A 13,127-nucleotide genomic window follows, 5' to 3' on the forward strand; every position below is an offset into this window, starting at 1 on the left:
CGGCGGCACCAATTTTTCCCTTAAAGGTGATTTTTTCTTTAAGGAAGAACTATTTTTTGATGGTGAATCCATGGGTGGTGCAACTCCCGATTAGTCGGGGGTGTTGCAACGATCGCTAGAACTCGCCGAACGGTCAATCCAAATTGCCGTCTGCGGTCAGTTTAGAGTTGCCGCTAACAGTCGTGGTCCGGGTTGTTCCGGCACTGGTCTGAGTGACCCCGTTCAGCAGCCCGGTTTCCGGGACGTAGGTCAGTGACGCCGCCCTCGCCCCATCCACACCCTTCGACGACTGCACCGAGGTCGGGGTTGTGCCGGTGTCGGCGATAGTCGTGGTGTTCCCGTTCCGGTCCGCCACCGAGGTCGGTTTGCCGTCCGCGTCCAGGATGATGACCTGCGCCGTCGTCCGCGACGTCAGCTTGTACCCGGCGGACGTTTTCACCAGGTCGGCCTTCACCCCCGCCGGGGCCGTGAACGCCGTCGATGACCCGGCCACCGGGGTGAACAAGGCCGTGTAGCCGTCTCCGGAGTGTAGAACAACCCCGGGCCGGGGTTGTCGACAACCAGCCCGCACCGCCAAGAGCGAGTTTCCACCCCGAATACTCATACGCCGAAAATGATCCGGAGGAGAGGACGTCGGCGGCGCGGGGAATTGAACACCATCCCCACACCCGTATCGTCGCTGATTCCCGGCAGAGAAAGAGCCCTCACCGTGAGCATCAGATTCCCGGTGCCGACATCCACCGACCCGGACACCTGGTCACTGATACCAATCGGCAGCCTCGTTGCGCCGGGCCGGGATCCCACACCCCTATCGATGCGGGGTCACCGGTTGGGAGCGCCGCGAATGAGGGGGAGGCAAAACCCACACTCGCCGAGAGGACGAGACCCAGGGTGAGCACCCCGGTCAACGACTTCCTGACAACGAATCGACCCCGGGGGCCTCGCTTGGAGGGGACGTGATCGCCCCGTGCAGGCATGGAATTGCGTTCACGCACAACAGAAAAAGACATCTTCGTCCCCCAAACCGAACCGATGAGATAACCGAAACCTATGCGAGTTTTTCGGCGAAAGTAATGGGTAAAGTACGAGCCAATTCCACCCATCCTGTTCTCTGCGACGATGTGACAGGCGAGTATCGGCCATGTCGAGACCAAAATCCGCGGCCGACCCTGGAAATGAGACAGGCACCAACGGCAATCAAACTGACCGGGGTGAGAGTACCGGTGATGGCAACGAGCCAACACTGGCTGCCGCCCGCCACGCCGGCGGTGATGAGTGCATCGCCGTGCAGATAGAAGCCCTGGCAGAAGATAGCTCCGCAACCGGAACCCAGACATCGCACGAATACAGACCACTTGAATAGCGGTCACTACCAGTAAGCCACCCCTAGATCCGAAAAATTTCACCGTCCAACGCCGGAATCCGCACCGATGCGCCCTAACGTGAATTTCCGTACCGATCCTCCTCAGACCCCGTGACGGCGGGGCTCGCCGGCTGATCGTCTGGAGGCCGGGCGGAGCCGGTCGCAGCCACTCGACCGCCGGCATTGACACGGACGCCTACCGCACCATCACCTAAGATTGAACCCGATGCCTTTTCTCAATCAGTTCCGACGCTGGGCCCGGGAGCAACCGGACCTGACCGCCGTCGGCGTGGGCACTGAGCGCCTCAGCTACGCCGAATTGGCCGCTCAAGCGGCGGCGCTGGTGCCCGGCACCGCGGGGACGACGGCGCTGTGCCTCGCCAATTCCCTCGACCTCGTGACACGTTTCGCGGCCGCGGTCGCGGGGGAACGACGCTGCGCTGTGCTGGACCCCCGCTGGCCGGAAACCCAGCGCTCGGCGGTGCATCAGCTGATGGGAACGGCCGGAAGCACCGGTGGCAATGATCTGGCCGACGGGCCCGGTGACTCAGGCTTCCTGATCGGGCTCACGTCCGGAACCAGCGGAACGCCCAAGGGGTTCATCCGCAGCCGCCGGTCCTGGCAGCTGTCCTTCGAGCGCAGCACCGAGTACTTTCGGCTCACCCGGCAGGACGCGACACTCGCCCCGGGCCCGCTCTCGGCAAGTCTGAATCTTTATGCCCTCTCGGAGTGCCTCTATGCGGGCGCCCCCTTCTTCACACTGCCATCCTTCAACCTAGCGGGGGTATTCCAGGCCATCCGGGAGCACGGCATCACCCGCCTGGTGGTGGTGCCCGCCATGCTGCGGATGATTGCGGAGCGCGCCAACGCCGCGGGGACCTCCGCGTCAGGTATTACGTGCATCATCAGCGCGGGGGCCAAGCTCGACGCCGTTACCGTGGCGGCCGCACGGGTCTGGGCACCGAAGGCCGCTATCTATGAATATTTCGGCGCATCGGAGCTTGGTTTCGTCGCAGCGGTGCTGCTGCCCCGGGACGAGGACAACGAAAACGGCCGGGACAGCTACAGCCCCCGCGGCGGTGGCCGGGCCGGCGACAGCTACAGCGACGGTGGCCGGGCCAGCTACGGCCCCAGGGACAGCTACAGCGCCGGCGACAGCTACAGCGCCGACGACAGCGGCCTGCCCCCTACCGCAGTCGGGCGCGCCTTTCCCGGCGTCCGGCTGAGCATCCGGGACGACGCCGGCAAGGAGCAGTTGGCGGGCTCGCCGGGAAATATCTATGTGCACAGTGAGCTGGTCAGCGGCGGATATCTGTGGGGCGACGACGGCCGCGCCTTCCACCGCGACGGCCGATGGTGCACGGTGCATGACCAGGGTTTTCTGGACGCCGATGGAACCTTGCACTATCTTGGCCGGCGCTCAGACATGATGGTCACGTCCGGGCACAATGTCTACCCGCAGGAGGTCGAGTTGGCGCTGCAGTCGTCGCCAGCGGTCGCGACCGTCGTCGTCACCGGGGTGCCTGACGGTTACCGGGGGCACCGGATCGTCGCGGCGGTCCTGGGCCCCGGTGGCGCCGGTGCAGACGCCCCAGCAGACCCCAAAACTGCTGACGCTCGAACCGCGGGCGCCTTGCGCCGCGCCGCGGAGTCCGCACTGGTGGGGTATAAGCGGCCTTCCGGATACTTTGTCCTCACCGAGCTGCCGTTGACCGCCGGCGGGAAAGTCAGCCGCAGCATACTCGCGGCCTGGATCGTGGCGGGGGACCCGCGTGTCCGGCGGCTGCACTGATATGCGCGGAGACAACCAGCCGGTGGTGATTGCCGCCCGCCGCACACCCATCGGACGCGCGGGTGGCGCCTACCGGGACGTCCCGGCACATGATTTGCTGGCGCCGGTGCTCCAGGCGCTGTTGGCCGACGGCCGGCTGCCGGGCAACGGTGTGGCCGACGTCATCATCGGCAACGCCACCGGCGGCGGCGGCAACATTGCCCGACTCGCCGCCCTGACCGCGGGCCTGCCCGTGGACGTGCCCGGTCTGACCGTGGACCGGCAGTGCGGCTCCGGGCTGGAGGCGGTGGTGCTGGCGTCCAGGCTAGTGGCCGCGGGGGCCGGTCGGGCGTACCTGGCCGGTGGTGTGGAGAGCATCAGCACTGCGCCGGCACGTGCCCACCGACTGCCGGACGGGTCCCTGGAGTTCTTCGACCGGGCGCAGTTCGCGCCACCGTGGCTGGGGGACACGGATGTCGGCGTGGCGGCCGAGAACGTGGCCGGCCGGTACGGGATCAGCCGGGAACGCCAGGACGAGTATGCCCTGCGCAGCCACCGGCTCGCACTGGCGGCGCAGGACGCAGGGGAGTTTACCGCCGAGCTGGTGCCGTTCAGCCAGCTCGCGGCGGACCAGGGGCCGCGCCGGACGCTGACCGCGGCCATGCTGGCCCGCTTCCCGGCCGCCTTTGTACCCGGCGGGACGGTCACTGCGGGAAACTCCTGCCCGTTCAGTGATGGTGCCGCCGCCGTGCTCGTGACCAGCCGGGCCCGGGCACGGGAGCTTGGGGCGCAGGCCGGGCTCGTATTTCTGGATAGTGCCGTCACCGGCAACGAGCCGGCCTATCTGGGGGCCGGGGCGGAGTCTTCCACCCGGGAACTGTTGCGCCGGAGCGGCAGCAGTCTCGATGCGGTGCCGCTGATCGAGTTCAATGAGGCGTTCGCCTCGCAGGTGCTCGCCGTGCTGGACCGGCTGGAACTGGACCCCGGCAGAATCAACGCCGGGGGCGGGGCGCTGGCGCTGGGTCATCCCTATGGTGCATCGGGCGCGGTGTCCGTGACCAGGCTCTTCACCCAGGCCCGGCGCCGGGCAGGGAGCCACGGGCCGGAGGGCGAGTTGGCCCTGGCCATGATCAGCATCGCAGGCGGAATGGGCATCTCAGCCCTCTTCCGCTGGGAAACGCTCTAATCCCCTGCACCGCCGACGCGCCGGTCTTCCGCGTCGCCCAGACCGCGCGCGGCCAGAGCCTCGCCCGTCGCCCGGGCATAGGCGACGGTCCCGATCAGCACCGGCAGTGTGCGGGCCCGCAGGTTCCGCTCCAGCCCGCGCGCCCGGGCGGCGTCACGGACGTCATCGAAGGCGCCGATGATGAATGGAATACTTCGCAGCATCAGGGACACCGTCAGGGCGAACCGTTCCGGATCGGCCCCGAACCGGCGCAGTGGCCGTACGGCCTTCACCAATCCGTCCAGCAGCGCGGCCACCGTTGTCGTTGCGGTCAGCGCATTTGAGGCCAGCACGGCGGCGAGGATACCTGCCACGACGCGCCAGGCAGTCAGCGGCCCCGACTGCCAGTACTGGTAGGCACCGATCAGCAGCAAAAAGACCAGCATCAACCGCACTGGCCGCCAGAGCCGTCCCGGCGGCAGCCCGGCCACAAAATGCAGCACGACGACGGCGGCCAGGACCGCCGTCGTGACGTAGACATCCCCCGTGGCAAAGCAGAGCACGGTGACGATCAGGAGCAGGACGGCCTTAAGCCACAGCGGGGACCGGTGCAGCCAAGACGTTCCGGGGACGTAGCCGGCGATCAGATGGGCATGACCGCGCATCAGTGCACTGACCTTCTGCGGGGCACCATCGGCATCAGTTGTCCGCCCGGGAGAACCGCATGAGGGGCACCATCGGCATCAGCTGTACATCCTGCGGTACCGGGCCACAGCGTCGGCGGCGGGCCCGTCAAAGACAATTGCGCCGTCGTCGACCACCAATGCCCGGGTGCAGTCCTGCGCCAGCTCAAGGTCGTGCGTGGCCATAATGAGCTGCTGCGGCAGCGCGGCGAGCCGGGAACGCAGCAATCGGCTGTTGCGCAGATCCAGCAGCGTGGACGGCTCATCCAGGACGAGCAGTCTCGGCTGCACGGCCAGGACCGTTGCCAGCGCCACCAGCTGCCGTTCACCGCCGGAGAGTTCGTAAATACTGTTCGCCGCCAGCGCGCCCAGGCCGTATTGCTCCAGCACGCCTGCTGCCGCGGACCGGCGCTCCGGCGCCGACTTGTGCACGCGCCGCAGGGAGAGTTCTATATCCTCCAAGGGGGTTGGCATGACCAGCTGGGAGAGCGGATCGGTGAAAACGAAACCGACCTGCCGGCGCACCGCCCTGCCCTGCGTGCGGGTATCGAGCCCGTTGATGGTGACCGTGCCGGAGCTGGGCAGCATCAGTGAGTTCAGCAGGCGCAGCAGGGTGGACTTGCCCGAGCCGTTGGCCCCGATCACGGCGATCCGCTGCTCGGTCAGCTCCACGGTGGTGGGTTTGAGGATCGTCCGCAGGTTGCCATCAGCGGTTTCAACACTGACGCCGGCCCCGCAAAGGGCTACGTGGTTCACCGGCGGCGGCGCAGCAGAATGTCGGGGAAGGCCCGGTGCAGGGTCAGTGCGATGGCCACGGCCAGCACGTTCTTGATGATGTCGCCGGGGAAGTAGGCGGCATCCGCCACGATGGCCGGCCAAAGCCCCATCCCTTTGGTGACAAATCCCACAACACCGCTGGCGTGGATGACCAGCATGCCCAGGCAGGCGGCGCCGAACAGCCAGGCCGGCTTTGCGCGGCGGCGCAGCGCCCACGGGCTAAGAACCCCGATCACCGCTGCGCCGAGAATGAAGCCGACAATGTACCCGGCCGAGGGACCGGCCAGAATAGCAGGGCCGGCCCGGAAGCCGCTGAAGATCGGCAGTCCGATGAGACCAAGGAGAACATACAGGGCGACGGCGGCCGTGCCGCGACCGAGCCCGAGCACCAGTCCGCACAGCGCCACGGCGAGCGTTTGCAGGGTGATCGGCACCCCCAGCGGCCCCACCGGGATGCCGGGGATGGAGATGGAAGCCGCCATCAGCGCGGAAAAAACGGCAATCAGGGCCAGATCGGCTGCGTTCCAGCCGGCGCGGGGACGGGCGCTTACGCTCGGTGTCCTGGAGTTCAGCGGAGCCGTGTTCTGCGGCGCCGGTTGCAGGGGCGCCGGGTTCTGGGACGCCGGTCGCAGGAGCGCCGGGTTTAGGGGGGCGCGGGCGGTGTTGGCTGCCGCAGCGAGTGTCTGCGGTGCCCCGGCCGTCTCCGGGTGGGGAGCCCAAGCCTCCGCGCTCTTTTGGTGTGGTGCTGGATCTGTCATGGCTCTACTTTCATTGCGGCGGCACGTCGGGTGCCGACTAGGTTGCCCGGGTCAGTCATACTTGAACAGTGTTCAAGTATGACTGACCCGGGCCGAATTCTCCCAACGAAGAACAAAGTATGTGCAGCAGTAAGGCTCCTGGCGCCGGGGTCCGGGCGAAAGCGTCCGCTTGGCGCCCGCAAAACGTCGGTAGACTGGAGAGGCTGTCCGTTCACTCACGCGGCGCCGACCTACCGGCCCCCGGCCCGCATCTGTTCTGTTATGTACTCGACCGGGCCTGCATCCATTGAAGTGAAAGGCTACTACCTTGATTATCGTCCAAGACCTTGAGTTACGTGCGGGAGCGCGACTGCTCATGGACGAAGTGTCCTTCCGAGTCGACAAGGGCGATAAGATCGGCCTGGTCGGCCGCAACGGTGCGGGCAAGACCACACTGACAAAGGTCCTGGCCGGGGAGGCCCTTCCGGCCGCCGGCAAGGTGACCCGCAGCGGTGAAATCGGTTACCTGCCGCAGGATCCGCGGACGCCTGATATGGAGCAGATGGCCCGCGACCGCATACTCTCGGCACGCAACCTGGATATCGTGATCACCAAGCTTCGGGAGACCGAGGCGGACATGGCCAGCGAAGACGCCGCCGTGCAGGAAAAGGCGATGGCCCGGTATGACCGGATTGAACACGAATTCCTCAGCAACGGCGGCTACGCGGCAGAGGCTGAGGCCGCCTCCATTTCATCAAACCTCGCCTTACCGGACCGGCTCCTCAACCAGCCGCTGAAGACCCTCTCCGGCGGCCAGCGCCGGCGTGTTGAACTTGCACGGATTCTGTTTTCCGGCGCGCAGACCATGCTGCTCGATGAGCCGACCAACCACCTCGACGCGGATTCCATCGCGTGGCTGCGGGAATTCCTGAAAAACCATGCGGGTGGGCTGATTGTGATCAGCCACGACACCGACCTGCTGGAAGCAACGGTCAATAAGGTTTACAACCTGGATGCCAACCGGGCCACGATCGACCAGTACAACCTCGGCTGGAAGAAATATCTGGAGCAGCGCGAGACAGATGAACGCGCCCGCAAGCGGGAACGTGCCAATGCCGAGAAGAAGGCCGGTGTCCTGATGGACCAGGCCAATAAGATGCGGGCCAAGGCGTCCAAGGCCGTCGCCGCGCAGAACATGGCCAAGCGCGCCCAACGGCTGCTCAGCGGTCTGCAGGAGGTGCGCGCCAATGACCGCGTGGCCGCCCTGCGCTTCCCCGATCCGTCGCCCTGCGGGAAGACCCCGCTGACCGCGGAGGGTTTGAGCAAGTCCTATGGTTCACTGGAAATTTTCACCGATGTGGATCTGGCCATTGACAGGGGATCGAAGGTCGTCATCCTGGGCCTCAACGGTGCCGGTAAGACGACGTTGTTGCGCATGCTGGCCGGTGTGGACCAGCCGGACACCGGTGAGGTCATCGCCGGGCATGGTCTCAAGGTGGGCTACTACGCCCAGGAGCACGACACATTGGACACCTCCCGCACGGTGCTGGCGAACATGCGCAGCTCGGCCCCGGACATGGATGACGCGGAAGTCCGCAATATCCTCGGTTCATTCCTGTTCTCCGGTGACGATGTGGAGAAGCCCGCGGGCGTGCTCTCCGGTGGTGAGAAGACCAGGCTGGCGCTGGCTACGATCGTTGCCTCCTCGGCCAATGTGCTGCTCCTTGACGAACCGACCAACAACCTTGACCCTGCCAGCCGCGCAGAGATCCTCGGCGCGCTGCGCAACTACAGTGGCGCCGTCGTTCTGGTCAGCCACGATGAGGGCGCCGTTGAGGCCCTGAATCCGGAGCGTGTCGTGCTGCTCCCGGACGGTGTGGAGGATCACTGGAATGAGGACTACCTCGATCTGATCACGCTGGCCTAAAATGCGGTGCCGTGGCAGCCTTGTGGGGCAGCACTAGGAGCCTTGGAAGCCCTGGGCGTCCAGGACCGCGTCTTCTTCTTCCTCCGCGGTGGCGCGGCGGCCGGGCGTGGATGGCCGGACCGGCCGGCGCTTGGTAAAGGCGGATCCGCGGCCGTAGGCCTGCTCGGAATCGGCCATGTCCTCGGATTCCTGCTCTGCCGTGTATCTGTCCAACAGGGCCTGCTGTCGGGCTGCGTAACCATAGCCAATAAAGAAGAGAATTCCGAAGGCGAACCACTGCATCGAATAGCTCAGGTGCGGGCCTTCATCGATGGACGGCATCGGGAAACCGACCGGCTCGGTGGCTGCGGCTGGAGATTCCTGTGCCATCTGCGCGTAGGCACCGGTGAGCAGTGGGTAACCAAGGTCTTTCGCATAGGCGGTCAGATCGATCGATGCAAGCTGCCCGGATAGGGCGCCGCGCTGCAGAGCCGGCTCGGCAGGGCGCAGGCGGGCGACGACGGTCACGGTTCCGGTCACGGGTTCCGGGACCGTATCCGGGCGTCCGCCCTCATTGTTGCCGATCGGCAGCCAGCCGCGGTCGATGACGACCGTTTCGCCGGTGGTCAGTTTCAGCGGCACCACCACTTCATAGCCCGGCTGCCCGTTCAGCGGCCGGTTCCGGACCACCCGCTGGCCGGGGATGTCATAACTTCCGGTCAGCGAGACCTGGCTCCATTCCTTATCGGGGTCGAGTTTCCCGAACAGCGGCTTTGCCTGGTCGTAGCCGATCGGCGCGGCGGAGTAATTGTTGGTGATCTTCGCGATGTCGGCGAGCACTTCGGCTCGCCGGTCGAGCTGCCAGAACCCCAGTCCGACGCAGATGCTGGCGAAAACGGCGGCGATCAGCAGGTAGCCCAGCCACCGGCCGGTGAAAAGAAACTTGTACATGGGCCTTTCTTATCCGTCCGCTTCCGCTGCGGAATGCGTCCCGGGATCTGTCAATGCGCCGGGCAGCGGCAGCGTCTCCCGCCACAGAGCGCGGTTACGTAAATAGTCTTCCAGCCATTCGAGGTGCTCGTCACAGGCCAGCCAGATCTTACGCCGTTCAGCCGGATGGATCTTCGGGTTGTTCCACAACAGCTGGGCCGTGGCGGCGGTGCGGCAGCCGCGCCGGGAGCAGATGGTTTCCTGCGAAGCCGGGGATGCACCGAGCATATCGAGCAGATTCATGGCCTGTGCCCGCCATCCTCGGCGGCGCCGTTAGGCGCCTCGGGTTCCGGGGGAGCAGGTGGAATGACTTCGCCTTGGAGAAGCGGCGAGTCTCCGTCGCCGGGCGTCGAGGGCCCACCGGTTTGGTCTTGTTGGGCCGGGGCTTCCAGCTCGGCCAGCGGGGCCTGATCCAACAACGACACCGCGTGCTCATTGAGGGTGTCGCTGCCCCCATTGGCGATGATCACGGCGAACCACGGCAAGGCCACGGCGCCGACAACGGCAATGATTTTGAACCAGCCGGGGAGGATGAAAATCAGGAAAAGACAAACCAGCCGGATTCCCATCGCGACCGCATACCTGAACATCCGCTGTCGCATATCGTCGCTGTGGGCGGTGCGCGCGTCCGTGATGTTGTGGACATCGGCCGGAGCGGTGTGGGAACCGCCTGCCGGGCGGCCGGCTGCGCCGTCGGCGTAACCGGCCGGTTGTGCTGCTTTGTTTCTCATCACGCTCCAAGGGCCTCTCCCATTCTCGCACCGAGAGGGGCCGCATACCAAAGTTCCCCCGCGGCCGGCCGCTCTCCTATGGGTGCTTTAGGACGCACTTTACCGCCGGGCAGTTCCGGAAATTCCGCGGTCACAGCTAGGATTCATTGCGGGAACGATCACGGAGGAATGAATGACTGCAGTACGTACAGAGCCGAAATCCCATGGGCCGAAACCCACTGAGCCGGCGCCAAGTCGCAGCGTCCTGATAACGGGCGGAAACCGGGGCATCGGACTCGCCATTGCCAAGGCCTTCCTGGCCAATGGCGATCGGGTAGCCGTAACCTATCGGAGTGAATCCGCACTGCCGGCGGGCATTCTCGGGGTGCAGGCCGACGTCACTGACGAGGCCTCCCTGGACGCCGCTTTCACCTTGGTGGAAGCGGCCCACGGGCCGGTGGAAGTGCTGGTGGCCAACGCCGGCATCACCAAGGACACTCTGCTGCTGCGGATGAGCGAAGACGACTTCAGCTCGGTGATCGACACCAATCTGACCGGCGCGTTCCGCGTCATCAAGCGGGCCTCCCGCGGCATGATCCGGAAGCGCAAGGGCCGTGTGGTGTTGATTTCCTCTGTGTCAGGGCTGTACGGGGCGCCGGGGCAAATCAACTACTCGGCGTCGAAGGCCGGATTGATTGGCATCGCCCGTTCGTTGACCCGGGAACTAGGCTCGCGGGGGATTACCGCCAATGTGGTCGCGCCCGGTTTCATCAACACCGAAATGACCGCCGAGCTCCCGGAAGAAACCCAGAAGAAATATCTGGCCACCATTCCCGCCGGCCGTTTTGCCGACCCCGAGGAGGTTGCCAAGGTGGTGCGCTGGATTGCCAGTGACGAGGCGGCCTACATATCCGGCGCGGTCATCCCTGTAGATGGCGGTCTGGGAATGGGACACTAGACCTTTGCAGAACCGCCGCTACATCCGGCAGCCGGCAGCGGCACGGCGAAGCTGCCGGAGCACTTGAAAACCAACGCAGTCTCTTGGAGGTTTATAGATGGGCCAGTTTGAAGGCAAGACAGCGATTGTCACCGGATCCTCGCGCGGCATCGGCGCGGAAGTAGCAAAGCTGCTGGCCGCGCAGGGGGCCGCCGTGGTTGTCAATTACCGGCAGAAGGCACCTCGTGCCAACAAAGTCGTGGCCGAAATCGAAGCAGCCGGCGGCCGGGCGGTGGCCATCGGAGCGGATCTGACGACAGCGGAGGGCGTGCACGCACTCGTCAGCGCGGCGATGGAGAACTTCGGCTCCTTGGACCTGTTGGTGCTCAACGCCTCCGGCGGGATGGAGACCGGGATGGAGGAAAATTACGCGCTGAAGCTCAACCGCGATGCCCAGGTCAATATGCTCAATGCCGCCGTGCTGCTGATGCCCGAGGGCTCCCGCGTGGTCTTTGTGACCAGCCATCAGGCCCACTTCATTAACGCCGTCCCCACCATGGCAGATTACGAGCCGGTGGCCCGGAGCAAGCGGGCAGGCGAGGATGCCCTGCGCGAACTGATCCCGAGCCTGGCCAACCACGGCATATCGCTGGTGGTGGTCTCCGGAGACATGATCGAGGGAACGGTCACCGCCACCCTGTTGGACCGGGCCAACCCGGGCGCCATCGAGGCTCGGCGTGCCGAGGCCGGAAAACTGTACTCGGTGACCGAATTTGCCGCCGAGGTCGCGGCCATGGCGGGGGCGGACGTGGAATCGGGTCATACCGAATACGTCGGCGGCGCGGACTACGTGAGCTCCGCCGGGGAGCAGTAGCCCCCCGGACAGCCCCGGATCGTCCCACCGCTGCAGCAACCGCCGCGGTAGCCCGTGCAGTGCCTGGAGCAGCGGAGGAAGGCCCCCTCGTGAAGGCGAGGGGGCCTTCCCACGCCCGATACGCTGTGCTGGACGCGGTGGCGCCCGGGATCAACGGACGCTCAGATACCCGCCAGTTGCAGCGCAATATCCAGGTTCGGGAGATTGATCTGAGCGTCAGCGGCAGCCCGGACGGCCGGCTTGGCGTTGAAGGCCACGCTCAGGGCTGCCGCCGCCATCATGTCCAGATCATTGGCACCGTCGCCGATCGCCACCGTGTGCGCCGGGTCGATTCCTTCCGCCGTGCTCCAGCGGCGCAGCGCCGCCGCCTTGGCCGCCCTGTCCACCACGGCTCCCAGCACCCTGCCGGTCAGGACGCCGTCGACAATCTCAAGCTCGTTGGCCAGCGCAAAGTCCAGCTCCAAGGACGCTGCCAATGGGACCAGGATCTGGGCGAATCCGCCGGAGACGGCAGCCACGATGTGGCCCGCGGCACGTGCCTCACGGACCAAACGCTCGGCGCCAACGCTTAGCCTGATGCGGGCGCCTACGTCCGCCAGCACCGTATCCGGGAGACCGGCCAGGGTGGCGACGCGCGCGTGCAGGCTCTGGGCAAAATCGAGCTCGCCGCGCATGGCAGCTTCGGTGACCTCCGCGACCTCGGCTTCGGTGCCGGCGTGCGCGGCCAACAGCTCGATGACTTCCTGCTGAATGAGCGTCGAGTCCACATCCATGATGATCATCTTGCGCCGGGCCTGCCGCAGGGCCGCGGGCACGACAGCGGTATCGATGCCGGCGGCAGGAGCCACGGCGAGACTGTTGCGCAGGCGGGCCAGTGCGGACGACGTCGACGGCGGCGTCAGCTGCACCGCCGTCGACTGCTCTCCTGTCGAGTGACTCCCTGTCGAGGCAGGCGGGCCGGTTCCGTCCGGGACGCTGCCGGTTTCCGCCGGGGCACTGCCCGGTTCCTGGGCCAGTTCCAGATCCATCAGGCAGGCTTCGTAGCCGGGGCGGCTGTACCGCTGCTCGTCCAGAACGACCGCGCCGCTGTCGGCGAGGACGCCGCGGATATGGTTCAGGATGGTGTCGGGCAGTGAGAGACCATAGCTGACCGCGGTAAAGAGGGAGGGCATACCGGACATTCTACCGGCGCTGGGTCAGGCCGGTGCAGTTAG

The 13,127-nt window shown here is 65.9% G+C and carries 13 protein-coding genes; 5 read left to right on the top strand and 8 right to left on the bottom strand.

The annotated features are described in order from the left end of the window. Positions 1-133 precede the first annotated feature (133 nt). On the bottom strand, positions 134-505 hold the full coding sequence (locus QMG52_RS11590) for a hypothetical protein (RefSeq protein ID WP_283560559.1): 372 nt from the start codon (positions 503-505) through the stop codon (positions 134-136). Between the two features lie 1,084 nt (positions 506-1,589). Between QMG52_RS11590 and QMG52_RS11595 the strand changes: the two genes are divergently transcribed. Together QMG52_RS11595 and QMG52_RS11600 are read left to right on the top strand one after the other, a co-directional pair. Next, on the top strand, positions 1,590-3,155 hold the full coding sequence (locus tag QMG52_RS11595; RefSeq protein ID WP_283560560.1) for a class I adenylate-forming enzyme family protein: 1,566 nt from the start codon (positions 1,590-1,592) through the stop codon (positions 3,153-3,155). Position 3,156: 1 nt separating this feature from the next. After that, positions 3,157-4,320, top strand: a complete 1,164-nt coding sequence (locus QMG52_RS11600) for a thiolase family protein (RefSeq protein ID WP_283560561.1) — start codon at positions 3,157-3,159, stop codon at positions 4,318-4,320. Here the strand turns inward: QMG52_RS11600 and QMG52_RS11605 are convergent. The 3 genes from QMG52_RS11605 to QMG52_RS11615 all read right to left on the bottom strand — a co-directional run bounded on the left by QMG52_RS11605 (position 4,317) and on the right by QMG52_RS11615 (position 6,517). Continuing rightward, positions 4,317-4,964, bottom strand: coding sequence for an energy-coupling factor transporter transmembrane component T family protein (locus QMG52_RS11605; protein WP_283560562.1), 648 nt, complete (start codon positions 4,962-4,964; stop codon positions 4,317-4,319). The genes QMG52_RS11600 and QMG52_RS11605 overlap by 4 nt on opposite strands. Positions 4,965-5,042: 78 nt before the next feature. Continuing rightward, positions 5,043-5,738, bottom strand: coding sequence for an energy-coupling factor ABC transporter ATP-binding protein (locus tag QMG52_RS11610; RefSeq protein ID WP_283560563.1), 696 nt, complete (start codon positions 5,736-5,738; stop codon positions 5,043-5,045). Continuing rightward, entirely contained in the window at positions 5,735-6,517 is a 783-nt protein-coding gene (locus QMG52_RS11615) for a biotin transporter BioY (RefSeq protein WP_283560564.1), read from the bottom strand. The genes QMG52_RS11610 and QMG52_RS11615 overlap by 4 nt, the downstream gene beginning before the upstream one ends. 307 nt (positions 6,518-6,824) lie before the next feature. On the opposite strand from QMG52_RS11615, the gene QMG52_RS11620 reads away from it, so the two are divergent. Next, positions 6,825-8,423: an ABC-F family ATP-binding cassette domain-containing protein gene (locus QMG52_RS11620; RefSeq protein WP_283560565.1), complete on the top strand. Its 1,599-nt coding sequence runs from the start codon at positions 6,825-6,827 to the stop codon at positions 8,421-8,423. A gap of 33 nt (positions 8,424-8,456) precedes the next feature. Here QMG52_RS11620 and QMG52_RS11625 read toward each other — a convergent pair whose 3' ends face one another. The 3 genes from QMG52_RS11625 to QMG52_RS11635 are packed head-to-tail and all read right to left on the bottom strand — an operon-like array spanning position 8,457 to position 10,123. Continuing rightward, positions 8,457-9,353: an SURF1 family cytochrome oxidase biogenesis protein gene (locus QMG52_RS11625; protein WP_283560566.1), complete on the bottom strand. Its 897-nt coding sequence runs from the start codon at positions 9,351-9,353 to the stop codon at positions 8,457-8,459. 9 nt (positions 9,354-9,362) lie between these two features. Then, positions 9,363-9,635 (bottom strand): hypothetical protein, encoded by a 273-nt coding sequence (locus tag QMG52_RS11630; RefSeq protein ID WP_283560567.1) that lies wholly within the window; start codon positions 9,633-9,635, stop codon positions 9,363-9,365. Beyond that, complete coding sequence (locus QMG52_RS11635; RefSeq protein ID WP_283560568.1) at positions 9,632-10,123, bottom strand: DUF3099 domain-containing protein; 492 nt, start codon at positions 10,121-10,123, stop codon at positions 9,632-9,634. Before QMG52_RS11635 ends, QMG52_RS11630 begins: the two co-directional genes overlap by 4 nt. Before the next feature lie 172 nt (positions 10,124-10,295). Here QMG52_RS11635 and QMG52_RS11640 point away from each other — a divergent pair, with 172 nt between their 5' ends. Both QMG52_RS11640 and QMG52_RS11645 read left to right on the top strand, forming a co-directional pair. Continuing rightward, entirely contained in the window at positions 10,296-11,060 is a 765-nt protein-coding gene (locus QMG52_RS11640) for a beta-ketoacyl-ACP reductase (protein ID WP_283560569.1), read from the top strand. A gap of 97 nt (positions 11,061-11,157) precedes the next feature. Then, complete coding sequence (locus QMG52_RS11645) at positions 11,158-11,913, top strand: SDR family oxidoreductase (protein WP_283560570.1); 756 nt, start codon at positions 11,158-11,160, stop codon at positions 11,911-11,913. A gap of 161 nt (positions 11,914-12,074) precedes the next feature. Here the strand turns inward: QMG52_RS11645 and serB are convergent, their stop codons facing one another. Continuing rightward, entirely contained in the window at positions 12,075-13,085 is a 1,011-nt protein-coding gene (serB, locus tag QMG52_RS11650) for a phosphoserine phosphatase SerB (protein WP_283560571.1), read from the bottom strand. Positions 13,086-13,127 lie beyond the last annotated feature (42 nt).

Origin of the sequence: Paenarthrobacter sp. PH39-S1 (assembly GCF_030063245.1) — a bacterium.
GTDB lineage: Bacteria > Actinomycetota > Actinomycetes > Actinomycetales > Micrococcaceae > Arthrobacter_M.

Bases quoted from the DNA above. Each gene is read 5' to 3' on its own strand.
- serB (WP_283560571.1), bottom strand. From the start codon at position 13,085: ATGCCCTCCCTCTTTACCGCGGTCAGCTATGGTCTCTCACTGCCCGAC.
- QMG52_RS11615 (WP_283560564.1), bottom strand. From the start codon at position 6,517: ATGACAGATCCAGCACCACACCAAAAGAGCGCGGAGGCTTGGGCTCCC.
- QMG52_RS11635 (WP_283560568.1), bottom strand. From the start codon at position 10,123: ATGAGAAACAAAGCAGCACAACCGGCCGGTTACGCCGACGGCGCAGCC.
- QMG52_RS11625 (WP_283560566.1), bottom strand. From the start codon at position 9,353: ATGTACAAGTTTCTTTTCACCGGCCGGTGGCTGGGCTACCTGCTGATC.
- QMG52_RS11600 (WP_283560561.1), top strand. From the start codon at position 3,157: ATGCGCGGAGACAACCAGCCGGTGGTGATTGCCGCCCGCCGCACACCC.
- QMG52_RS11595 (WP_283560560.1), top strand. From the start codon at position 1,590: ATGCCTTTTCTCAATCAGTTCCGACGCTGGGCCCGGGAGCAACCGGAC.
- QMG52_RS11640 (WP_283560569.1), top strand. From the start codon at position 10,296: ATGACTGCAGTACGTACAGAGCCGAAATCCCATGGGCCGAAACCCACT.
- QMG52_RS11605 (WP_283560562.1), bottom strand. From the start codon at position 4,964: ATGCGCGGTCATGCCCATCTGATCGCCGGCTACGTCCCCGGAACGTCT.
- QMG52_RS11630 (WP_283560567.1), bottom strand. From the start codon at position 9,635: ATGAATCTGCTCGATATGCTCGGTGCATCCCCGGCTTCGCAGGAAACC.
- QMG52_RS11645 (WP_283560570.1), top strand. From the start codon at position 11,158: ATGGGCCAGTTTGAAGGCAAGACAGCGATTGTCACCGGATCCTCGCGC.